This window comes from Pseudomonas sp. GW821-FHT02H09, assembly GCF_059421425.1.
In genome coordinates, this window is record NZ_JBWKVA010000001.1 from 367,462 (window position 1) to 389,238 (window position 21,777).

20 protein-coding genes and 1 pseudogene are annotated in these 21,777 nt (G+C 57.8%); 17 read left to right on the forward strand and 4 right to left on the reverse strand.

The window, feature by feature from the left end:
- The first annotated feature begins 270 nt into the window (after positions 1-270).
- The 5 genes from pyrG (at position 271) to ispD (ending at position 5,490) form a co-directional block, all read left to right on the forward strand.
- The gene (gene pyrG / locus AC07VR_RS01675; protein ID WP_494992569.1) at positions 271-1,902 is read left to right on the forward strand and encodes a CTP synthase; all 1,632 of its coding nucleotides are present in this window, start codon (positions 271-273) and stop codon (positions 1,900-1,902) included.
- A 17-nt stretch (positions 1,903-1,919) separates the two neighbouring features.
- Complete coding sequence (gene kdsA / locus AC07VR_RS01680) at positions 1,920-2,765, forward strand: 3-deoxy-8-phosphooctulonate synthase (RefSeq protein WP_494992570.1); 846 nt, start codon at positions 1,920-1,922, stop codon at positions 2,763-2,765.
- A 163-nt stretch (positions 2,766-2,928) separates the two neighbouring features.
- Entirely contained in the window at positions 2,929-4,218 is a 1,290-nt protein-coding gene (gene eno, locus AC07VR_RS01685) for a phosphopyruvate hydratase (protein ID WP_494992571.1), read from the forward strand.
- Positions 4,219-4,507: 289 nt separating this feature from the next.
- Entirely contained in the window at positions 4,508-4,786 is a 279-nt protein-coding gene (gene ftsB / locus AC07VR_RS01690) for a cell division protein FtsB (protein ID WP_494992572.1), read from the forward strand.
- The gene (gene ispD / locus AC07VR_RS01695) at positions 4,783-5,490 is read left to right on the forward strand and encodes a 2-C-methyl-D-erythritol 4-phosphate cytidylyltransferase (RefSeq protein ID WP_494992573.1); all 708 of its coding nucleotides are present in this window, start codon (positions 4,783-4,785) and stop codon (positions 5,488-5,490) included. Before ftsB ends, ispD begins: the two co-directional genes overlap by 4 nt.
- 52 nt (positions 5,491-5,542) lie before the next feature.
- Here the strand turns inward: ispD and AC07VR_RS01700 are convergent, their stop codons facing one another.
- A complete protein-coding gene (locus AC07VR_RS01700; protein ID WP_494992574.1) occupies positions 5,543-6,439 on the reverse strand; it encodes a LysR substrate-binding domain-containing protein in 897 nt (298 codons plus the stop codon).
- A 106-nt stretch (positions 6,440-6,545) separates the two neighbouring features.
- On the opposite strand from AC07VR_RS01700, the gene AC07VR_RS01705 reads away from it, so the two are divergent.
- From AC07VR_RS01705 to rpoS, 8 genes are all read left to right on the forward strand, one after another.
- Positions 6,546-7,658 (forward strand): S-(hydroxymethyl)glutathione dehydrogenase/class III alcohol dehydrogenase, encoded by a 1,113-nt coding sequence (locus tag AC07VR_RS01705; RefSeq protein WP_495010317.1) that lies wholly within the window; start codon positions 6,546-6,548, stop codon positions 7,656-7,658.
- A gap of 8 nt (positions 7,659-7,666) precedes the next feature.
- A complete protein-coding gene (gene fghA / locus AC07VR_RS01710; protein WP_495010318.1) occupies positions 7,667-8,512 on the forward strand; it encodes an S-formylglutathione hydrolase in 846 nt (281 codons plus the stop codon).
- Between the two features lie 52 nt (positions 8,513-8,564).
- On the forward strand, positions 8,565-9,038 hold the full coding sequence (ispF, locus tag AC07VR_RS01715) for a 2-C-methyl-D-erythritol 2,4-cyclodiphosphate synthase (RefSeq protein WP_071551620.1): 474 nt from the start codon (positions 8,565-8,567) through the stop codon (positions 9,036-9,038).
- Positions 9,035-10,093 (forward strand): tRNA pseudouridine(13) synthase TruD, encoded by a 1,059-nt coding sequence (truD, locus tag AC07VR_RS01720; protein ID WP_495010319.1) that lies wholly within the window; start codon positions 9,035-9,037, stop codon positions 10,091-10,093. Before ispF ends, truD begins: the two co-directional genes overlap by 4 nt.
- Positions 10,081-10,830 (forward strand): 5'/3'-nucleotidase SurE, encoded by a 750-nt coding sequence (surE, locus tag AC07VR_RS01725; protein ID WP_494992578.1) that lies wholly within the window; start codon positions 10,081-10,083, stop codon positions 10,828-10,830. The genes truD and surE overlap by 13 nt, the downstream gene beginning before the upstream one ends.
- A 41-nt stretch (positions 10,831-10,871) precedes the next feature.
- Positions 10,872-11,507, forward strand: coding sequence for a protein-L-isoaspartate(D-aspartate) O-methyltransferase (locus AC07VR_RS01730; RefSeq protein ID WP_494992579.1), 636 nt, complete (start codon positions 10,872-10,874; stop codon positions 11,505-11,507).
- Between the two features lie 209 nt (positions 11,508-11,716).
- Positions 11,717-12,574: a peptidoglycan DD-metalloendopeptidase family protein gene (locus AC07VR_RS01735; RefSeq protein ID WP_494992580.1), complete on the forward strand. Its 858-nt coding sequence runs from the start codon at positions 11,717-11,719 to the stop codon at positions 12,572-12,574.
- 105 nt (positions 12,575-12,679) lie between these two features.
- The gene (gene rpoS / locus AC07VR_RS01740) at positions 12,680-13,684 is read left to right on the forward strand and encodes an RNA polymerase sigma factor RpoS (RefSeq protein WP_494992581.1); all 1,005 of its coding nucleotides are present in this window, start codon (positions 12,680-12,682) and stop codon (positions 13,682-13,684) included.
- 564 nt (positions 13,685-14,248) lie between these two features.
- Here rpoS and fdxA read toward each other — a convergent pair.
- Positions 14,249-14,572 (reverse strand): ferredoxin FdxA, encoded by a 324-nt coding sequence (fdxA, locus tag AC07VR_RS01745; protein ID WP_007908827.1) that lies wholly within the window; start codon positions 14,570-14,572, stop codon positions 14,249-14,251.
- 190 nt (positions 14,573-14,762) lie between these two features.
- Positions 14,763-17,330 carry a DNA mismatch repair protein MutS gene (mutS, locus tag AC07VR_RS01750; protein WP_494992770.1) on the reverse strand — a complete coding sequence of 856 codons (2,568 nt, stop codon included), beginning with the start codon at positions 17,328-17,330 and terminating at the stop codon, positions 14,763-14,765.
- A 135-nt stretch (positions 17,331-17,465) separates the two neighbouring features.
- On the opposite strand from mutS, the pseudogene AC07VR_RS01755 reads away from it, so the two are divergent.
- From AC07VR_RS01755 to recX, 4 genes and pseudogenes are all read left to right on the forward strand, one after another.
- A pseudogene (locus AC07VR_RS01755) lies at positions 17,466-17,964 on the forward strand (LexA family transcriptional regulator).
- A 400-nt stretch (positions 17,965-18,364) separates the two neighbouring features.
- Entirely contained in the window at positions 18,365-18,865 is a 501-nt protein-coding gene (locus tag AC07VR_RS01760) for a CinA family protein (RefSeq protein WP_495010320.1), read from the forward strand.
- An 83-nt stretch (positions 18,866-18,948) separates the two neighbouring features.
- On the forward strand, positions 18,949-20,001 hold the full coding sequence (gene recA / locus AC07VR_RS01765) for a recombinase RecA (RefSeq protein ID WP_494992583.1): 1,053 nt from the start codon (positions 18,949-18,951) through the stop codon (positions 19,999-20,001).
- Between the two features lie 8 nt (positions 20,002-20,009).
- On the forward strand, positions 20,010-20,477 hold the full coding sequence (gene recX / locus AC07VR_RS01770) for a recombination regulator RecX (RefSeq protein ID WP_494992584.1): 468 nt from the start codon (positions 20,010-20,012) through the stop codon (positions 20,475-20,477).
- 60 nt (positions 20,478-20,537) lie between these two features.
- Here the strand turns inward: recX and AC07VR_RS01775 are convergent, their stop codons facing one another.
- A complete protein-coding gene (locus AC07VR_RS01775) occupies positions 20,538-21,656 on the reverse strand; it encodes an LOG family protein (protein WP_495010321.1) in 1,119 nt (372 codons plus the stop codon).
- Between the last annotated feature and the right edge of the window lie 121 nt (positions 21,657-21,777).

Genomic DNA, 21,777 nt, shown 5'->3' on the forward strand with positions numbered 1-21,777 from the left:
GGGCTTTCCGGTAGACTACGCTCCCTTCTTGATACAACTTCTGTGGATTCCCATGAATTGCAGGAGTTGCCGATTACCAAGCAGTCTTTGCTGGGCGATTCTCAAAAAAATGTGTAGCGCGTACCGTATCGGTGTTCTGTGCCGATCTGTTCCAACGCAGCAATTTTTCGAAAGATGCACTGTAATTAATGCAGGTGATCGGGGGCTTCGGCCTTCCTTCGCTTTCCCCGGCGGCTCTGACCGCTTTAACGCAGACTTCTAGGGTTTTTCATGACGCGCTACATCTTCGTCACGGGCGGTGTTGTTTCTTCATTGGGGAAAGGCATTGCCTCGGCTTCATTGGCAGCCATCCTGGAGGCGCGGGGACTTAAGGTCACCATGCTCAAACTGGACCCCTACATCAACGTTGATCCGGGCACCATGAGCCCGTTCCAGCACGGTGAAGTGTTCGTCACCCACGACGGCGCCGAAACCGACCTGGACTTGGGCCACTACGAGCGGTTCATCCGCACGACCATGACCCAGAACAACAACTTCACCACCGGCCGTGTCTACGAACACGTCCTGCGCAAGGAGCGCCGTGGTGATTATCTGGGCGCAACGATCCAGGTGATTCCGCACATCACCGACGAGATCAAGCGCCGGATCATCAAGGGCGCCGGCGATGCCGACGTGGCCATGGTCGAGATCGGTGGCACCGTGGGTGACATCGAATCCCAACCGTTCCTCGAAGCGATCCGTCAATTGCGTTTCGAAGTTGGCGCCAAACGCGCGATGCTGATGCACCTGACGCTGGTACCGTACATCGCCACTGCCGGTGAAACCAAAACCAAGCCTACTCAGCATTCGGTCAAGGAGCTGCGTTCCATTGGCTTGCAGCCAGACGTGCTGGTGTGCCGTTCCGACCACCCGATCGATATCTCTTCGCGCCGCAAGATCGCGCAGTTCACCAACGTTGAAGAACGTGCGGTCATCGCGCTGGAAGACGCCGACACCATCTACAAGATCCCGGGCATTCTGCACTCCCAGGGCCTGGATGATTTCGTCGTCGAGCGTTTCGGCCTGCAATGTGCTGGTGCCGATCTGTCCGAGTGGGAAGCCGTGGTTGACGCCAAGCTCAACCCGGAGCACGAAGTCACCATCGCCATGGTCGGCAAGTACATGGAGCTGCTGGACGCCTACAAGTCGCTGATCGAAGCGATGAGTCACGCCGGTATCAGCAACCGCACCAAGGTCAACCTGCGTTACATCGATTCCGAAGACATCGAGAACCAGGGCACTGCGCTGCTTGATGGCGTCGATGCGATTCTGGTGCCAGGCGGTTTCGGTCTGCGTGGCGTGGAAGGCAAGATCACCGCCGTTCAATTCGCTCGCGAAAACAAGATTCCTTACCTGGGTATCTGCCTCGGTATGCAGGTGGCCGTGATCGAGTTCGCTCGTAACGTGCTGGGCTGGAAAGACGCCAACTCCACTGAATTCGATCGCAACAGCGGTCACCCGGTCGTTGGCTTGATCACCGAGTGGGAAGACGCCACCGGCGCAGTCGAAACCCGCACCGAAACCTCCGATCTGGGTGGCACCATGCGTCTCGGCGCTCAGGATTGCCTGCTGGAAGCCGGGTCCCTGGTCCATGACTGCTATGCCAAGGACGTCATCGTCGAGCGTCATCGTCATCGTTATGAAGTGAACAACAAGCTGCTGCCGAGCCTGATGGAAGCCGGCCTGAAAATCTCCGGTCGTTCCGGTGATGGCGCGTTGGTTGAAGTGGTTGAAGCACCGGATCACCCATGGTTCGTCGCGTGCCAGTTCCACCCTGAGTTCACCTCGACACCGCGCGACGGTCACCCGTTGTTCAGCGGCTTCGTCAAGGCTGCTTTGGTTCAGCATCAGAAGAAAGCTTGAGCCCGGAGATAAAACGCATGGCGCAGAAAATCATCCGCGTAGGCAACATCGAGATCGCCAACGATAAGCCGATGGTGCTGTTCGGCGGCATGAACGTGCTGGAAAGCCGCGACATGGCTATGCAGGTCTGTGAAGAGTACGTGCGGGTTACTGAAAAACTCGGTATCCCTTACGTGTTCAAGGCCAGCTTCGACAAGGCTAACCGCTCGTCCGTGACCTCTTATCGTGGCCCGGGCCTGGAAGAGGGGATGCGGATTTTCCAGGACGTTAAACAGGCGTTCGGTGTGCCGATCATTACTGACGTCCACGAGCCTGAACAGGCTGCGGTGGTCGCCGAAGTCTGCGACATCATCCAGCTGCCAGCCTTCCTGTCGCGGCAGACCGATCTGGTGGTGGCCATGGCCAAGACCGGCGCGGTGATCAACATCAAGAAAGCCCAGTTTCTCGCCCCTCATGAAATGAAACACATTCTGAGCAAGTGTGTAGAGGCGGGTAACGATCAGTTGATCCTCTGTGAGCGCGGTTCGAGTTTCGGCTACAACAACCTAGTTGTGGACATGCTCGGCTTCGGCATCATGAAGCAGTTCGAATACCCGGTATTTTTCGATGTGACCCACGCGCTGCAAATGCCTGGCGGTCGCTCCGATTCCGCCGGTGGTCGTCGCGCCCAGGTCACTGATCTGGCCAAGGCTGGCATGAGTCAGTCGTTGGCTGGCTTGTTCCTCGAAGCGCATCCAGATCCGGACAACGCCAAATGCGATGGCCCTTGCGCCTTGCGTCTGGACAAGCTGGAGCCATTCCTGGCCCAGCTCAAGGCTCTGGATGAACTAGTGAAGAGTTTTCCGACAGTAGAAACCGCGTAAACCTGATTTCTCCGGTAAAGTACCGCTCGATTTATCGCTCTGGCCTGCGGGCCGCACTGCTCTTGTAGGAGTACGGCTTGCCGGCGATGGTGTCCTTGTGGGCTCCTTCGCTGGCAAGCCATGCTCCCACAGCGTTCTAGTCAACTTTGGAGTGTTTACAACAATGGCAAAAATCGTCGACATCAAAGGTCGTGAAGTTCTCGACTCCCGTGGCAATCCCACCGTCGAAGCGGATGTGCTTCTCGATAACGGCATCATCGGCAGTGCATGCGCGCCGTCCGGTGCTTCCACTGGCTCGCGTGAAGCACTCGAGCTGCGTGATGGCGACAAGAGCCGTTACCTGGGCAAGGGTGTGCTCAAGGCTGTAGCCAACATCAACGGTCCGATTCGTGACCTGTTGCTGGGTAAGGATCCGGTTGACCAGCAGGCACTGGACCGCGCGATGATCGCGCTGGACGGTACCGAAAACAAGGCAACCCTGGGCGCCAATGCGATCCTCGCCGTTTCCCTGGCCGCGGCCAAGGCAGCAGCACAGGACCAGGACCTGCCTCTGTATGCGCACATCGCCAACCTGAACGGCACCCCGGGTGTTTACTCGATGCCGGTTCCGATGATGAACATCATCAACGGTGGCGAGCACGCCGATAACAACGTCGACATCCAGGAATTCATGGTTCAGCCGGTTGGCGCCAAGACTTTCGCCGATGGCCTGCGCATGGGCACCGAGATTTTCCATCACCTCAAAGCTGTGCTGAAGGCTCGTGGCCTGAGCACCGCCGTCGGTGACGAAGGTGGTTTCGCGCCGAACCTGGCGTCCAACGAAGACGCTTTGAAAGTGATCTCCGAAGCTGTGGCCAACGCTGGTTACAAGCTGGGCACCGACGTCACCCTGGCTCTGGATTGCGCTGCCAGCGAGTTCTACGAAAATGGCAAGTACGATCTGGCTGGCGAAGGCCAGGTGTTCGATGCTGCCGGTTTCGCTGACTACCTGGCCGGTCTGGCCAGCCGTTATCCGATCATCTCCATCGAAGATGGCCTGGATGAGTCCGACTGGGATGGCTGGAAAATCCTTACCGACAAGATCGGCGACAAGGTTCAACTGGTCGGCGACGACCTGTTCGTGACCAACACCAAGATCCTGAAAGAGGGCATCGACAAGAAGATCGCCAACTCGATCCTGATCAAGTTCAACCAGATCGGCACCCTGACCGAAACCCTGGAAGCCATCCAGATGGCCAAGGCTGCTGGTTACACTGCGGTGATCTCGCACCGTTCCGGCGAAACCGAAGATTCGACCATTGCCGACCTGGCTGTGGGCACCTCGGCTGGCCAGATCAAAACCGGTTCGCTGTGCCGTTCCGACCGTGTTTCCAAGTACAACCAATTGCTGCGCATCGAAGAGCAACTGGGCGCCAAGGCCAAGTACAACGGCCGCAGCGAGTTTCGCGGCTAAGCTGAAGTATCCTGCCTCGCAAATAGCTGCTCCTTTTTGACGGCGTCTGTTGCCTTCATGCAGCGTTACCTGACGACTACAGCCACTCGTCAAAAGATGAGCGTGTTTGTGAGGCGGGACACTAGATGGTAAAAAGACACCAGATTGTGTCGGAAAGAACGCTACAGCGGCTTTTTTGCCACTAATCTGACGTCTTAGAGTACGAGCCTGGTTCTTCCAGGCTTCGTGCTATTGGTCGATTCAAAATTGTTGGCATGGCTGTCTTTTTTCACTGGAAACCCGATATTCGATGCGCAGTCCCAATTGGTTGTTCCTCGTCTTGCTCTTGCTGCTGGCTGGCCTGCAGTACCGCCTGTGGGTGGGGAATGGCAGTCTGGCGCAGGTCGCCGAGCTGACCCAGCAAATTGCTGACCAGCACGCCGAAAACGAGGCACTGCTGGAGCGTAACCGCGTTCTGGATGCCGAAGTCCTTGAGTTGAAAAAAGGTATGGAGACCGTTGAAGAGCGGGCTCGCCATGAGTTGGGCATGGTCAAGGAGGGTGAAACCCTCTACCAGTTGGCCCAATGATTCAGACGCTACCGGCCTTCTGGGCCGTGATTCCTGCCGCGGGCGTTGGTGCCCGTATGGCTGCGGACCGCCCCAAGCAATATTTGCAACTGGGTGGGCGCACAATTCTCGAACACAGCCTCGGCTGTTTCCTCGACCATCCCGCCTTGAAGGGGCTGGTGGTCAGTCTTGCTATTGATGACCCCTATTGGCCGACTCTGGCTTGCGCCCATGATCCGCGAATTCAGCGGGTGGATGGCGGTCAGGAGCGCTCGGGCTCGGTACTCAACGCGTTGCTGCATTTGCATGCACAAGGCGCTGCCGACGAGGACTGGGTGTTGGTCCACGATGCCGCGCGACCGAATCTTTCTCGCGATGATTTGGACAAGCTGCTGATTGAGCTCGCGGATGATCCTGTTGGCGGGCTATTGGCTGTGCCAGCGCGCGACACCCTGAAACGTGTCGACAAACAGGGGCGGGTGGTTGAAACCGTTGATCGCAGTTTGATCTGGCAAGCCTATACACCACAGATGTTCCGTCTCGGCGCATTGCATCGGGCCTTGGCTGACAGCCTGGTGGCTGACGTGGTGATCACCGACGAGGCCTCGGCCATGGAGTGGGCAGGTTTGGCCCCACGCCTGATTGAAGGTCGCTCGGACAATATCAAGGTCACCCGTCCCGAAGACCTGGAGTGGCTACGCCTGCGCTGGGCGAATCGCCGGTAGAAGTGCTTTTCGTAGCAGCTGGCGAAGCCTGCTGCTACGGGCGGAGTTGCAACTACTCCAGATACTCCGGCCGTTTGGCCAGTCCCTCCTTCAGATAATCCACCAGCTTGCGCACCTTCGGCGACAGATGCCGTTGCTGCGGATACAACGCCCAGACGGCGGTGTTCGGTGGTTGATGAGCATCCAGCAACGACACCAGTGCGCCGCTTTTCAGGTGTTCCAGCACATAATAGTCCGGCAGCTGACACAACCCAACGCCTTGTAGCGCAGCGTCCAGCACCGCTTGCCCACTGTTGCAGCGCCAATTGCCCTGTACCCGCTGGGAAAACTCTCTCCCGCCCTGCTCCAGTTGCCAGATGTCCGAGCTGCCGATCAAACAGTTGTGTCGGCTCAGCTCGGACAAACTGTGCGGACGACCATAACGTTCCAGATAGGACGGCGAGGCACACAAGTACATGCGCCGTGGTGCCAGGCGCGTGGCTACCAGTCGTGAGTCTTGCAGGCGGCCAAGCCGAATCGCCAGATCCAGACCTTCGTGCACCAGATCGAGCGGGCGGTTGCTCAATTCGATATCGACCCGCAATTGCGGATAAAGCCCCATGAAGCTGGTCACCAGCGGCACGATAAAGCGCTCGCCATACGCCACCGCGCAGGTCATGCGCAGCATGCCTTTGGGCTCGCTGGTCAGGTCGCCGACTGCGCGTAAGGCTTCTTCGCGTCCGTCCTGCAAGCGTTGGCAGTGTTGCAGGAAAGTTTGCCCGGCTTCGGTCAGCGTCACCCGGCGGGTACTGCGGTAGAGCAGGCGGGTTTGCAGGCGCTCTTCGAGTCGTACGATTTGTCGACTGATGTGCGAAGACGAAACCCCAAGGCGTTCGGCGGCAGCCGTGAACTGGTTGCATTCAGCGACGGCGACGAACTCATCGATGCCTTCCCAGCGGTTCTCGGACATGAGGATTATCCCTGTGCAGCAATAATGTTTTGCTTTTGGCTGGATTATTCATCGCTTGGCGGTGTTTTACACTCCCTGTCTCGTTTTTATTCGCTGGAGAGTCAGGATGATCAAGTCGCGCGCCGCCGTTGCCTTCGAGGCCAAGAAACCCCTCGAGATCGTTGAAGTCGATGTCGCCATGCCCAAGGCCGGTGAAGTCCTGTTGCGTGTGGTCGCGTCCGGCGTTTGCCATACCGACGCCTACACCCTGTCGGGTGCCGACCCGGAAGGCATATTCCCGTCGATCCTCGGCCACGAAGGTGGCGCGATTGTCGAGGCCATCGGCGAGGGTGTGACTTCGGTAGCGGTGGGCGATCACGTGATTCCGCTGTACACACCGGAATGCGGCCAGTGCAAATTCTGCAAGTCAGGCAAAACCAACCTCTGCCAAGCCATCCGTGCGACCCAGGGCAAAGGCCTGATGCCAGACGGCACAACGCGCTTCTCCTACAAAGGTCAGCCGATTTTCCACTACATGGGTACGTCGACCTTCTCCGAATACACGGTGTTGCCGGAAATCTCTGTCGCGAAGATCCCTAAAGACGCACCACTGGAAAAAGTCTGCCTGCTGGGCTGTGGCGTCACCACGGGGATCGGCGCTGTCATCAACACCGCCAAGGTCAAACCGGGCGACACCGTGGCAATCTTCGGTCTAGGTGGCATTGGCCTTTCAGCGGTCATCGGTGCGGTCAAAGCCAAAGCCGGGCGAATCATCGCCATCGACATCAACCCGGCCAAGTTCGAAATCGCCAAGCAGTTGGGCGCCACCGATTGTGTGAACCCGAAAGACTTCGATCGCCCGATTCAGGACGTTATCGTCGACATGACCGATGGCGGTGTGGACTTTTCCTTCGAGTGCATCGGCAACGTGCAACTGATGCGCGCTGCATTGGAATGTTGCCACAAAGGCTGGGGTGAGTCGGTGATCATCGGCGTTGCCGGTGCTGGCCAAGAGATTTCCACCCGTCCGTTCCAACTGGTAACCGGCCGCGTCTGGCGCGGTTCGGCGTTCGGTGGCGTGCGCGGTCGCACTGAGTTGCCAAGCTACGTCGAAATGGCCCAGACCGGCGAAATCCCGTTGGACACTTTCATTACCCACACGATGGGTCTGGAAGACATCAACAAGGCATTCGACCTGATGCATGAAGGCAAAAGCATCCGCTCTGTCATCCATTTCTGAGGTCGGTCATGAGTCTGGAGAACCTCTCATGCCAGAAGAGCTTCGGTGGCTGGCATAAACGCTACAAACATCATTCCGAAGTACTGGGCTGCGACATGGTGTTTGCCGTGTACCTGCCGCCGCAAGCGGAGCATGGCGGCAATCTGCCGGTGTTGTACTGGTTGTCGGGATTGACCTGCACCGACGAGAACTTCATGCACAAGGCTGGTGCCATGCGCATGGCGGCCGAGCTTGGTCTGATCATCGTCGCACCGGATACCAGTCCGCGCGGCGTCGATGTGCCGGGTGATCCGGATGGCGCCTGGGATTTTGGACTGGGTGCGGGCTTTTATCTGAATGCCACGCAGGAACCTTGGGCCAGGCATTATCGGATGCATGACTACGTGGTGCAGGAGTTGCCGGCACTGGTCGAGGCGCATTTCCCGGCGTCCGACAAGCGTGGAATCAGTGGTCACTCCATGGGTGGCCACGGTGCCTTGGTGTGTGCGTTGCGCAACCCTGGGCGTTATCAGTCGGTGTCGGCTTTTGCGCCGATCAACAATCCGATGGATTGCCCTTGGGGGCAGAAGGCGTTTTCCCGCTATCTGGGTGAGGAGCGCTCGAAATGGCGCGAATGGGATGCCAGTGTGCTGATCGCCGAGGCCAGTGAAAAGCTGCCGTTACTGGTGGATCAGGGGGATCGAGATGACTTTCTGGCCACTCAGCTCAAGCCCGAAGCGCTACAGCAGGCGGCGAAACTTGCCGGCCATCCGCTGACCTTGCGTCTGCAACCAGGCTACGACCACAGCTATTTCTTCATCGCCAGCTTCATCGATGATCACTTGCGACATCACGCACACGCTCTAGGCGCCTAATGTCCGCCAAAGCAGGTAGAATCACGCCCTGACTAAATCGGGGCGTTTTTTTATGCGTATTGGCCACGGCTATGATGTGCACCGTTTCGCTGAAGGCGATTTCATCACTCTGGGCGGCGTGCGAATTGCACACAGCTTCGGGCTGCTCGCCCATTCCGACGGCGACGTCTTGCTGCACTCGTTGAGCGATGCCTTGCTCGGCGCGGCGGCGCTGGGTGATATCGGTAAACACTTCCCGGACACCGACCCGCAATTCAAAGGTGCTGACAGCCGCGTACTGTTGCGTCACGTTGTCGCACTGATCCACGCCAAGGGCTGGAAGGTCGGTAATGTCGATAACACCATCGTTGCCCAGGCGCCAAAAATGGCCCCGCATATAGAATCGATGCGCGCGCTGATTGCCGCGGATCTTCAAGTTGAGTTGGATCAAGTGAACGTGAAAGCTACCACCACCGAAAAGCTCGGCTTTGTCGGTCGCGAAGAAGGCATTGCCGTGCACTCCGTTGCCTTGTTGCTGCGCGCATGAACGAACTGCAATTGCTCGGCCCGCGTGCCTATGGCGAAGCACTGGGAACGGCGGTACTGAAAGCCACCGCTGAAGACTTTCAGGTCGACGAAGTACTGGATATTCCCTTGAGCGGCGACGGTGAACACCTGTGGTTATGGGTGGAAAAGCGCGGCCTGAACACCGAAGACGCGGCCCGGCGCATTGCCAAGGCTGCGGGTGTACCGCTTCGCACCGTGAGTTACGCGGGGTTGAAGGATCGCCAGGCGCTGACCCGACAGTGGTTCAGCCTGCAATTGCCGGGCAAGGCCGACCCCGATCTGTCGGCGGCAGAAAACGACACGCTGAAAATTCTGAAAAGCACTCGGCATAAACGCAAGTTGCAACGCGGGGCCCACGCGGCCAACGGTTTTACCCTGCGTTTGACTGAACTGGTGGGGGACAAGGCGGCTATCGACGAGCGCCTGCAACTGATCGCCAGGCAGGGCATTCCAAATTATTTCGGTGCCCAGCGCTTCGGCCATCAGGGCGGCAATGTGGTCGATGCCCGTGACTGGGCCGCTCGCAAGGCCCTGCCGGAACAGCGCAATGTGCGCTCGCGTTTACTCTCGACCGCCCGCAGTTATCTGTTCAATCAGGTGCTGGCTGCCCGTGTCGCCGATGGCAGTTGGCAGCGAGCGCAGATTGGCGATTTGCTCGCGTTCACCGATAGCCGCAGCTTTTTCCCGGCAGGCGAAGCGGAATGCAGCGACCCGCGTCTGGCGATCCTTGATCTGCACCCGACAGGGCCACAGTGGGGCGAGGGGGAGTCACCGGCGAGCGGCGCCACTCATGTTCTTGAGCAAGAAGTCGCTGCCCGCGAAGCCGATCTGCGCGATTGGTTGATTAAAGCCGGAATGAGCCATGAACGTCGCATCCTGCGGCTGCCCATTGGCGGGTTGACGTGGCATTATCCCGAGCCTGACATTCTGCAACTGGAATTCGTCCTGCCGGCCGGATGCTTCGCCACTGTATTGGTGCGCGAACTCGTCGATCTGGTGCCGGTGGGGCAGACGGACAGCCCATGCGTATTCTGATATCTAACGACGATGGGGTAACAGCACCCGGTCTCGCCGCGCTTTATGCTGCGCTGGCGGATTACACCGAGTGCGTGGTTATCGCCCCGGACCAAGACAAAAGCGGCGCCAGCAGCTCGCTGACACTCGATCGTCCGTTGCACCCGCAAACCCTGGCAAACGGCTTTATCAGCATCAACGGAACCCCCACCGATTGTGTTCATCTGGGCCTCAATGGTCTGTTGGAGCGCGAGCCGGACATGGTGGTTTCCGGGATCAACCTGGGTGCCAACCTGGGTGACGATGTGCTGTATTCCGGTACCGTCGCCGCCGCGCTGGAAGGGCGTTTTCTGGATCGGCCATCCTTCGCCTTTTCGCTGGTGTCGCGTCAGGTCGAGAACCTGTCGACCGCTGCGTACTTCGCGCGCAAACTGGTAGAGGCTCATGCCCAACTGGATTTGCCACCACGTACTGTGCTGAATGTGAATATCCCCAATCTGCCGCTCGATCACATACGTGGCATCCAGCTGACCCGTCTGGGCCATCGCGCCCGTGCTGCGGCGCCGATGAAAGTGGTCGACCCGCGAGGCAAGTCCGGTTATTGGATTGCGGCGGCAGGCGATGCCGAAGACGGCGGCCCGGGCACTGACTTTCATGCGGTGATGCAAGGTTATGTTTCGATCACCCCGTTGCAGCTCGATCGCACCTTCAATGATGCCTTCAGTAGTCTCGATGGCTGGCTGGAGGGGTTGCGTTAATGGGGCGTGAACAAGACGACCTGTTGCGTCGAGGTATCGGTATGACCTCTCAACGAACTCGCGAGCGCTTGATCCAGCGGTTGTACGAGGAGGGACTGTCCAACGCCCAGGTATTGGAAGTGATCCGCCGTACCCCGCGTCATCTATTCGTCGATGAGGCACTGGCGCACCGCGCCTATGAAGACACCGCGTTGCCGATCGGCCATAACCAGACAATTTCCCAGCCCTATATGGTGGCTCGCATGAGCGAGCTGTTGTTGGCGGCAGGTCCATTGGACAAAGTTCTGGAGATAGGCACCGGGTCCGGTTATCAGACGGCGGTCCTGTCGCAACTGGTTGAGCGTGTGTTCTCGGTCGAACGGATCAAAGTGCTGCAAGATCGCGCCAAGGAGCGCCTGGTCGAATTGAACCTGCGTAATGTAGTGTTCCGCTGGGGCGATGGCTGGGAAGGCTGGCCGGCACTGGCGCCGTACAACGGCATCATTGTTACCGCTGTTGCCACCGATGTCCCTCAGGCCTTGCTCGATCAGCTGGCTCCCGGCGGGCGCTTGGTGATTCCGGTCGGCGCGGGTGAGGATCAACATCTGATGCTGATCATTCGTGAAGAGCAGGGTTTCTCTCGGCAAGTTCTGGACGCTGTACGCTTTGTGCCTTTACTCAACGGTCCATTGGCTTGAGCTTTTGTTTAATCGCGGTGAATTCTGCTTGATAGCGTTTGTCTTACAGCGGGCTATTCATATAAACACTATTGAACGTCGGTCAGCAGTTGTGTCCTTCTCTCGATTTCGCTTTGCCAGCGGTAAAGAATGAACGGCCGGTTATACTGGCGACATTCCAGGCCTGAACAGGCAATCTTTATTATCAGCCACCACATAGGGAGCGGCGGGTGAGTCTCACAGTCATTGCGCAGCGTATGGGTATAACAAGCTTTCAGCGACTGGTGATTGGCCTTGTCTTGAGTTCCACGTTGGTTGCGTGCTCCAGCAAACCTTCGGACGGCGTGCGGGTAGTCGACGGTAATAATGCAGTGGCCCAGCGGCCGGTCGTGACCACTGGCCAGTATGTCGTTCGCCGTGGCGATACATTGTTCTCGATCGCTTTTCGCTATGGTTGGGACTACAAAGCCCTGGCGGCACGCAACAATATTGCTGAGCCTTATACAATTCATCCGGGTCAGACGATTCGCTTTGACGGCCGTTCAGGTTCCACGCCGACCACCGTTGTTACAAAACAGGATTCAACACCATCCTCTTCCCTTAAAACCACGGTAATCAGGCGTCCGGCAGGCGCTGTAGCCGGCACCACAGCCGGTACTGCAGCCAGTGTCGAGAGCAAGCCGGCACCGGCTCCGCTACCGCCGGCAGGGCCTGCGCCGACCGGTTGGGGGTGGCCTTCGAGCGGCATTTTGATCGGGAAATTCTCTTCAAACGGCAGTTTGAATAAAGGCATTGATATCGCCGGAGATTTGGGACAGCCTGTTTTAGCTGCGTCTGATGGGACGGTTGTTTACGCCGGGAGTGGCTTGCGGGGCTACGGCGAGTTAGTCATTATCAAACACAGCGATACCTACGTAAGTGCTTACGGCCACAACCGTAGGCTGTTGGTTCGGGAGGGGCAGCAGGTCAAAGTCGGACAGGCAATTGCCGAAATGGGGTCAACTGGTACGGACCGGGTGAAACTGCACTTTGAGATTCGCCGTCAGGGTAAACCTGTAGATCCGCTGCAATTCCTGCCACGTCGTTGATCGGTTACCAGCCTGTTCCCTCACGTAGAAGGAACAGGCTCCAGCGTTGCCAAGGATAAAGGCGTCGCTTGAGCTTGAGGTCGAACTCACCAAAGGACTATAACAATGGCTCTCAGTAAAGAAGTGCCGGAGTTTGACATCGACGATGAGGTTCTCCTGATGGAGGCCGGCGTCGCTATGGATTCGATGTCGAATGAAGGATTTGCTGCACCTTCAGTTCGTGCCAAATCCAAACACTCCGCTTCACTAAAGCAACATAAATACATTGATTACACGCGGGCGCTCGATGCGACCCAGTTGTATCTCAATGAAATCGGCTTTTCCCCATTGCTCTCCCCGGAAGAGGAAGTTCATTTTGCGCGTTTGTCGCAGAGTGGCGATCCGGCCGGGCGTAAGCGCATGATTGAAAGCAACCTGCGGCTGGTGGTGAAAATCGCCCGACGGTATGTCAATCGTGGGCTGTCGCTGCTGGACCTGATCGAAGAGGGCAACCTCGGCTTGATCCGCGCAGTGGAAAAGTTTGATCCGGAACGCGGCTTCCGCTTTTCGACCTACGCAACCTGGTGGATTCGTCAGACCATCGAGCGCGCGATCATGAATCAGACCCGGACCATCCGGTTGCCGATCCATGTGGTCAAAGAGCTCAACGTCTACCTGCGGGCAGCACGTGAGCTGACTCAAAAGCTCGATCATGAACCTTCCCCTGAAGAAATCGCCAACCTGCTGGAAAAGCCGGTAGGTGAGGTCAAGCGCATGCTGGGCCTCAATGAGCGGGTTTCTTCGGTCGACGTCTCACTGGGTCCGGATTCGGATAAAACCCTGCTGGACACCCTGACTGATGACCGTCCAACCGACCCTTGCGAGTTGCTCCAGGACGATGATCTGTCGCAAAGCATTGATCAGTGGCTCTCGGAACTAACTGACAAACAGCGAGAAGTGGTGATACGCCGCTTCGGGTTGCGCGGCCATGAGAGCAGCACTCTGGAAGATGTTGGCCTGGAGATTGGCCTGACCCGCGAGCGGGTCAGACAGATTCAGGTTGAAGGCCTCAAGCGCCTTCGAGAAATTCTTGAGAAGAACGGCCTGTCGAGTGAGTCGCTGTTCCAGTAGCTGGAACGCATTAGCTCGCAAATAAAAGCCCCGACTGGTTCGGGGCTTTTATTTGCGAGAGAGTTGATGGGCAGAGCAGCGTCCTGTCGGTGTTTCAGGTTTAGTCTTTTGCTGGTGTAAGCCTTGGCCTACTCTTTCGTAAGTGTTCGGTTTTTTTGCTTCAGGGCAGACATCCATTAGCGTTGTTGTTTTTTTCTATTCTATTGATTTTAAAGAGATTTTTCTGACAGCTTGGTGGTGGTTTACTCACCATTTCCCCCGGGCTGTGTGATTGCTCTTGCTGGGGAACCCTCTACTATCAGTGCTGTGTCAACGGATAGACACAACCATCAAGGATGATGGTCAAGGACATCGCAGGAAGCGGTTCATCAGGATGATGAAAAGGAACACAAGGACTAGGGAAAAAATGTGGGCGGGTAATACCGCCCCTTTTTTTGCCTGTCTGTAGCTGCCGCAGGTTCGGGCCGCCGATTTTTTAAGCCGCGACGCATAGCTGACAGACATCAGGCAAACCCCGAAAAGCAAAAAAGCCCACGAGGGGCCTTTTCGGGAGCGCGATGATTATCAGCGTTCGAGGTCTTTGATCTTGCCCTTCACGCCATCCCACTCTTCAGCGTCCGGCAGCGATTCTTTTTTCTCAGTGATGTTTGGCCAGATTTCGGCCAGTTCAACGTTCAACTGAATGAATTCCTGCATCTCTTCCGGGACTTCATCTTCGGAAAAAATGGCCACAGCAGGGCATTCTGGCTCACAAAGTGCGCAGTCAATGCACTCATCCGGGTGAATCACCAGGAAGTTCGGGCCTTCGTAAAAGCAGTCCACCGGACAGACTTCTACGCAGTCGGTGTACTTGCACTTGATGCAGTTGTCGGTGACGACGAAGGTCATTTCTAATTCTCTCCTCAGGCGCGGCTTGCTGCGCCCCTTCACGGTGGGGTCGCCAGGTTTGGGAGCGATAGTCTGCAGGCAGGCTAAGCCGGCAGCATCCCAAACCGCGCGAGATTCTAACAGCTTGCAGGCATCTGCGTTAGGGGCTGTTGACGTTTGGTGGCGGCTCGCCACCAAACGTCAACAGACTCTATATCCGTGTCTTTAATGTATAGAGCATTTCGAGCGCTCTACGCGGGGTCATGTCATCCAGATCGAGTTTGGCCAGCTCATCCAGCACCGGATGGGGCAGGCTGGCGAACATATCGCTCTGCTGCGGCGCTGCGGGTTTGCCTTTGGCAGGCGCTGGCACTTCGTGGGGCAGGCTGGTGGTTTCCAGCCGGCTCAAGTGCTCGCGAGCACGTACTATCACCTCGCTCGGTACGCCGGCCAGTTGCGCAACCGCCAGCCCGTAGCTCTGGCTGGCAGGGCCAGGCAGTACATGGTGGAGGAATACGATGCGCTCGTTATGCTCTGTGGCGTTGAGGTGGACGTTGGCCACCAGCGGCTGGCTTTCCGGCAATACCGTCAGCTCGAAGTAGTGGGTGGCGAACAACGTGTAGGCGCGCAGATGAGCCAATCGCTCGGCTGCCGCCCAGGCCAGGGACAGACCGTCAAAGGTACTGGTGCCGCGACCGACTTCATCCATCAACACCAGGCTGCGCTCGGTGGCGTTGTGCAAGATGTTCGCCGTTTCGCTCATTTCGACCATAAAGGTCGAACGCCCGCCAGCCAAGTCATCGCTGGAGCCGATACGGGTGAAGATGCGGTCAACCAGTGACAACTCGCAACTGGCGGCCGGCACAAAGCTGCCGATATGCGCCAGCAACACGATCAATGCGGTTTGTCGCATGTAAGTGGATTTACCGCCCATGTTCGGACCGGTGATCACCAGCATCCGGGTGCTGTCATCCAGACTCAGATCGTTGGCCACGAACGGCGTGCTCAGCACTTGTTCGACCACCGGGTGACGACCCTGAGTGATGCGCATGCAAGGCTCGCTGACGAAGCGTGGGCAGTTCAGGTCCAGGTTCAGTGCGCGTTCAGCCAGGTTGCTCAGCACGTCCAGCTCGGCCAATGCCGCAGCAGTGTCTTGCAACGGCGGCAGGCGGCCGATCAGGTTCTCGAGCAGGGCTTCGTAGAGCATCTTCTCGCGGGCCAGTGCGCGGCTCTTGGCGGACAAGGCTTTGTCTTCAAAGGCCTTGAGCTCCGGGGTGATGAAGCGCTCGGCACCTTTGAGGGTCTGGCGGCGAATGTAGTCAGCCGGTGCCTGTTCGGCCTGTTTGCTCGGCAATTCGATGAAATAGCCGTGAATCCGGTTGTAGCCGACTTTCAGGTTGGCAAGGCCCGTACGGGCTTTTTCACGGGCTTCGAGGTCGATCAGGAACTGCCCGGCGTTTTCGCTCAGCGATTGCAGTTCATCCAGCTCGGCGTCGTAACCGGTTTTCAACACGCCGCCGTCACGGATCACCGCAGGCGGGTTGTCGATGATGGCTTTTTCCAGCAGGGCCGCGAGTTCTGGATAGGTGCTGGTGGTCACGGCCAGTTGCTTGAGGTGGGGGCCCTCAAGTTCGCTCATGGCCACTTGCAGTTCCGGCAAGGCACCCAAGGCATCGCGCAGGCGCGCCAGGTCCCGAGGACGGGCGTTACGCAGGCCGATACGGGCGAGGATCCGTTCGATATCGCCGATTTCCTTGAGCTGCGGTTGCAGCTTTTCAAAGCGATAGCCGTCCAGCAGGCAGGTGATCGAGGTCTGGCGGGCCAGCAATACCTGCAAGTCACGCAGCGGACGGTTCAGCCAGCGCGTCAACAGGCGGCTGCCCATGGCGGTCTGGCAACGGTCGACCACCGATTGCAGGGTGTTGTCGCGTCCGCCGGCGAGGTTGGTATCCAGTTCCAGATTGCGGCGGCTCGCGCCGTCCAGTACGACAGTGTCGTCAAGGCGTTCGTGGCGCAGGCTGCGCAAGTGCGGCAAGGCAGTGCGCTGGGTTTCTTTGGCGTAGCTGAGCAGGCAACCCGCGGCACCGATGGCCAGGGTCAGGTTCTCGCAGCCAAAACCCTTCAGGTCCTGGGTGGAGAATTGTTGGCAGAGGCTTTTGAGCGCCGAGTCGCGCTCGAAATCCCACGGCGCGCGGCGACGTACACCACGGCGCTTTTCGGCCGGTAGATCCTTTGGCCAATCATCCGGGATCATCAGTTCGACCGGGTTGACGCGCTCCAGCTCCGCCAGCAGGTTTTCCCAGCCTTTGATTTCCAGAACCGTGAAGTTACCGCTGGTGATGTCCAGCACGGCCAGACCGAACAAGCGCTCGTCACCCAGCACCGCCGCGATCAGGTTGTCCCTGCGCTCATCGAGCAGTGCTTCATCGCTGACCGTGCCCGGAGTAATGATCCGCACAACCTGCCGGTCCACCGGACCTTTGCTGGTCGCCGGATCGCCGACTTGCTCACAGATCACCACCGACTCGCCGAGCTTTACCAGTTTCGCCAAATAACCTTCGGCCGCGTGGTAAGGAATCCCGCACATCGGAATCGCTTGTCCTGCCGACTGCCCGCGCGCGGTCAGGGTGATGTCCAGCAACCTGGCGGCTTTCTTCGCGTCTTCGTAGAAAATCTCGTAGAAGTCACCCATGCGATAGAACATCAACTGGTCGGGGTGCTGGTTCTTCAACCGCCAATATTGCTGCATCATCGGCGTGTGGCTGGACAAGTCTGAAATAGCTTTATTCATCAGTGGCTTAGAGCGATTCGTTAAAAATGAGGGGCAAAATTGGGGCCCTGCGGCCCGGCTTTTTCGCGATGGGCGCAAGGTTACCACGGGATCTCCGCCATGGAGCTTCATCGTCGAGCCGGTGTGCCTCAATCCACGCTTTCACGCATTCTCAGCGGCAAGATTGTCGATCCTTCGGATAAGCACATCTCGCGGATCGCCGAGTATTTTCGCGTGAGCACCGATCAATTGCGCGGGCGTGCGGATGTTGCCCCCGCCAAAGCCCCAGCGCGACGAGTTGCATTCAGAACTCAAGGACATAAGTCCGTGGGATGACGATACCCCCGTCGAAGACGACGAGGTGTCGATTCCCTTTCTTCGCGAGGTTGAATTGGCTGCTGGATCAGGAAGATTCGTCATCGAGGAAAGCGAGAAAGCCAGCCTGCGTTTCGGCAAGCGGAGCCTGCGGCACAATGGTGTGCAGTTCGACCAGGCCAAGTGCGTGACCGTCCGCGGCAACAGTATGCTGCCGGTGCTGCGTGATGGCGCCACGGTCGGGGTCAATGCCGCTAAATGCGCGATTGGCGATATCGTCGACGGCGACCTTGTTCACGTCTTCTGGTGGGGCATGTACGCCCGTTAACCTCACCTCTTCCAGATAGAGCCCGCATTGAGCGGGCTTATTTTCGTCTGTAGAAAACCGCCTGAGCCTTTGTCCATGCAGGTCTCGATGCTTTGATGCATTTGTTGTGCATAAATAATTGAATTTGTGCAATCTGCGGCCATCGGACTTTACGAGCGGTGGGCCGCCAAGCGCATCGGGGGTCTGTGAAGTACCACCGCGTGATTCCAGTCAGGATCACTAGATGGCGTTCAGTTTCCAGAACCAATGGATTGGCAGACCAGGGGCAATGACTACGAGCCCAGCCCGCAAGGATGTGTTCAGAGCTATCGCTCATTAACATTTTGACCGACCAGGCGTCTTGCAAGCGCGATACGCTCGTGTACGGTAGGTCTCACGCCAGCCTGATCAGGAGAGGACCATGGACGAAATCACCCAGCTTGCCGCTGAACTCGGCAGGCGTTTGCAGATTCTCAATACGCACGTCTGTACCGCCGAGTCCTGCACTGGCGGTGGGATCGCCGAGGCCATTACCCGTGTCCCGGGTAGCTCGGCGTGGTTCGAAGCTGGTTATGTCACCTACTCCAATCGTCAGAAAACCCAGCAACTGAATGTGCCCGCCGAGCTGTTCGAGCAGGTGGGGGCGGTCAGTCGTGAAGTGGTCGAGGCCATGGTTCGTGGTGCTCAGGACAAAAGCCGTGCGCGTTTTGCCGTGGCCGTCAGTGGTGTGGCCGGGCCGGACGGCGGTTCGCCGCAGAAACCGGTGGGCACCGTATGGCTGGCCTGGGGGGTCGGAGAGGCGATCAATGCCGAGTGCCGCTACTTCCCCGGTAACCGCGATGACGTTCGCCGACAAACGGTGAAGGCCGCGCTAGAGGGGTTGCTGCTGTATGCCGCGGGAGAAATCTCAAATCAGGGGTAGGCGATCCTCAAGCGCTGTGGAATAATACTGGCTACTTATACAGGTGTTGGCCGTCAGGCCTTATTGATTACGTGAGGACTTTAATGGACGACAACAAGAAGAAAGCCTTGGCTGCGGCCCTGGGTCAGATCGAACGTCAATTCGGCAAGGGTGCCGTAATGCGTATGGGCGATCACGACCGTCAGGCGATCCCGGCTATCTCCACTGGCTCTCTGGGGCTGGATATCGCACTCGGCATTGGCGGCCTGCCAAAAGGCCGTATCGTTGAAATCTACGGTCCGGAATCTTCCGGTAAAACCACACTGACTCTCTCCGTGATTGCTCAGGCACAGAAGATGGGTGCCACCTGCGCTTTCGTCGACGCCGAGCACGCACTGGATCCGGAATACGCTGGCAAACTGGGCGTCAACGTTGATGACCTGCTGGTCTCCCAGCCGGATACCGGCGAGCAAGCGCTGGAAATCACCGACATGCTGGTGCGCTCCAACGCCATCGACGTGATCGTCATCGACTCCGTGGCAGCTCTGGTGCCAAAAGCCGAGATCGAAGGCGAAATGGGCGACATGCACGTGGGCCTGCAAGCCCGTCTGATGTCCCAGGCACTGCGTAAAATCACCGGTAACATCAAGAACGCCAATTGCCTGGTTATCTTCATCAACCAGATCCGTATGAAAATCGGCGTGATGTTCGGCAGCCCGGAAACCACCACCGGTGGTAACGCGCTGAAGTTCTACGCTTCGGTTCGTCTGGATATCCGCCGTACTGGCGCGGTGAAAGAAGGTGACGAAGTCGTCGGTAGCGAAACCCGCGTCAAAGTCGTCAAGAACAAAGTGGCTCCGCCGTTCCGTCAGGCTGAGTTCCAGATTCTCTACGGCAAGGGTATCTACCTGAACGGCGAGATGATCGACCTCGGCGTACTGCATGGCTTCGTGGAAAAATCCGGAGCCTGGTATGCCTACAATGGCAGCAAGATCGGTCAGGGCAAGGCCAACTCGGCCAAGTTCCTGCAGGACAACCCGGATGTTGCCGCGGCCCTTGAGAAGCAGATCCGCGACAAGCTGCTGACGGCGACGCCGGACGTGAAAGCCAATGCGATCCGCGAGACTGCTGACGATCTGGCCGACGCTGATATCTGATCGATCCGATGAACGCCGTACTCGATACACTCGTCGCGGTGCGGCGAACCGCAATGGACCTGCTCGCGCGACGCGAGCACGGTCGAGTCGAGCTGACGCGTAAACTGCGTCAGCGCGGCGCCTCTCCTGAAATGATCGACACAGCACTTGACCGTCTGACGGAAGAGGGCCTGCTGTCCGAATCCCGTTACCTCGAAAGCTTTGTTTCCTACCGTGCCCGTTCCGGTTATGGCCCTTTGCGCATTCGCGAAGAGTTGAGCCAGCGCGGTCTGCAACGTGCCGATATTGAACTCGCCTTGCGTGAGTGTGGTATCAGTTGGCAAGAGCAACTGGAAGATACCTGGCGTCGCAAGTTTGCCGGGCATTTGCCGATAGACGCCCGCGAGCGTGCCAAACAAGGCCGCTTTCTGAGTTATCGGGGTTATTCAATGGAAATGATCGGCCGCTTGTTGAGCGGCCGTGGGACGGATGACTGACTGATATGGCTCGCCCCACTGTTTACGTTAGAGGGCGCGAACCACTGAGTTGCTTGTCGATCAAGTGACCTTGATTGGTTCCCGTGCACGTTGTTGTGTCTTGTTCTGAGCCTTGGCCCAGTTTTCCGGCAGGTTGATGAAGTCGACCAGTTCACGCAGACGACCGTGATCGCGGGCGTTGAAGGTGAACGAGAGTCGCGCCAGATGGCTGTACTGTGCTTCGTCGTGCTCCTCTCCACTGTAAGCATGCTGATGAAAGTGATCGCTCAGGCAGAGGTCGGCAAAGGCCTTCTGCATGTGCTCAAGCGCCTGCTCGCTTAGTTTATGGTTCATGCGAATCACAAACTGATGCTTCAGCCAGCGGCTGGAGTGGAAGTTGCTGTAGAACTGGTTGATTTCCTCCACGGCTTCATCGGCGCTATGCACCAGGCGAATCAGTTTCATGTCGCTGGGAAGAATGTAGCGATTGTCCTCCAGTTGATTGCGAATAAAGTCCAGAGCGCCTTGCCAGAAACTGCCGTCCGGAGCGTCCAACAGCACCACCGGTACCAGCGGGCTTTTGCCGGTCTGGATCAGTGTCAGTACTTCCAGCGCTTCGTCCAGCGTGCCAAAGCCGCCAGGGCAAAGCACCAGGGCGTCGGCCTCTTTGACGAAAAACAGCTTGCGGGTAAAGAAAAAGTGGAATGGCAGCAGATTGGCTGTGCCTTCGACGGTTGGATTCGCATGCTGCTCAAATGGCAGTGTGATATTAAATCCAAGGCTGTGTTCGAGACCAGCGCCTTCATGGGCGGCAGCCATGATGCCTCCGCCGGCGCCGGTGATGACCATCATGTTCGAGCGAGCCAGGGTCGCACCGAGTTCCCGGGCCAGACCGTAGAGGGGGTGTTCGATCGGCGTACGTGCCGAGCCAAAGACGGTGACCTTGCGTCGACCTTTGAACTGTTCCAGCACACGGAAGGCATGCTCCAGTTCGCGCAGGGCTTGTAGGGTGATCTTGGCATTCCAGCGATTGTGGTCTTCCTGGGCCATGCGCAAGACAGTCAGCATCATGTCGCGATAAATCGGGGTATTCGGGCTATTGGGTGCAACCAGGTTGAGTTGCTCTTCGACCTTGCTGGTGAGGTCGCTACCGTTGCTTTGAAAATGACGGCTTAGGAGGTCATTCGGTTGGTAAGGCATTCAACTTCTCCTTCTGGACAGACCCCTTGGTACCGGCGAGATATTCGCTAGCGCCACGACACTCCATGTGTCGCTGTCAACCCAGACTAACGCCTGAGCATTACACCTGACTCGACAGTGC

Excerpts from the sequence above, each read along its gene's own strand:
- pyrG (WP_494992569.1), top strand. The coding sequence starts at position 271 with ATGACGCGCTACATCTTCGTCACGGGCGGTGTTGTTTCTTCATTGGGG.
- kdsA (WP_494992570.1), top strand. The coding sequence starts at position 1,920 with ATGGCGCAGAAAATCATCCGCGTAGGCAACATCGAGATCGCCAACGAT.
- eno (WP_494992571.1), top strand. The coding sequence starts at position 2,929 with ATGGCAAAAATCGTCGACATCAAAGGTCGTGAAGTTCTCGACTCCCGT.
- ftsB (WP_494992572.1), top strand. The coding sequence starts at position 4,508 with ATGCGCAGTCCCAATTGGTTGTTCCTCGTCTTGCTCTTGCTGCTGGCT.
- ispD (WP_494992573.1), top strand. The coding sequence starts at position 4,783 with ATGATTCAGACGCTACCGGCCTTCTGGGCCGTGATTCCTGCCGCGGGC.
- AC07VR_RS01700 (WP_494992574.1), bottom strand. The coding sequence starts at position 6,439 with ATGTCCGAGAACCGCTGGGAAGGCATCGATGAGTTCGTCGCCGTCGCT.
- AC07VR_RS01705 (WP_495010317.1), top strand. The coding sequence starts at position 6,546 with ATGATCAAGTCGCGCGCCGCCGTTGCCTTCGAGGCCAAGAAACCCCTC.
- fghA (WP_495010318.1), top strand. The coding sequence starts at position 7,667 with ATGAGTCTGGAGAACCTCTCATGCCAGAAGAGCTTCGGTGGCTGGCAT.
- ispF (WP_071551620.1), top strand. The coding sequence starts at position 8,565 with ATGCGTATTGGCCACGGCTATGATGTGCACCGTTTCGCTGAAGGCGAT.
- truD (WP_495010319.1), top strand. The coding sequence starts at position 9,035 with ATGAACGAACTGCAATTGCTCGGCCCGCGTGCCTATGGCGAAGCACTG.
- surE (WP_494992578.1), top strand. The coding sequence starts at position 10,081 with ATGCGTATTCTGATATCTAACGACGATGGGGTAACAGCACCCGGTCTC.
- AC07VR_RS01730 (WP_494992579.1), top strand. The coding sequence starts at position 10,872 with ATGACCTCTCAACGAACTCGCGAGCGCTTGATCCAGCGGTTGTACGAG.
- rpoS (WP_494992581.1), top strand. The coding sequence starts at position 12,680 with ATGGCTCTCAGTAAAGAAGTGCCGGAGTTTGACATCGACGATGAGGTT.
- fdxA (WP_007908827.1), bottom strand. The coding sequence starts at position 14,572 with ATGACCTTCGTCGTCACCGACAACTGCATCAAGTGCAAGTACACCGAC.
- AC07VR_RS01760 (WP_495010320.1), top strand. The coding sequence starts at position 18,365 with ATGGACGAAATCACCCAGCTTGCCGCTGAACTCGGCAGGCGTTTGCAG.
- recA (WP_494992583.1), top strand. The coding sequence starts at position 18,949 with ATGGACGACAACAAGAAGAAAGCCTTGGCTGCGGCCCTGGGTCAGATC.
- recX (WP_494992584.1), top strand. The coding sequence starts at position 20,010 with ATGAACGCCGTACTCGATACACTCGTCGCGGTGCGGCGAACCGCAATG.
- AC07VR_RS01775 (WP_495010321.1), bottom strand. The coding sequence starts at position 21,656 with ATGCCTTACCAACCGAATGACCTCCTAAGCCGTCATTTTCAAAGCAAC.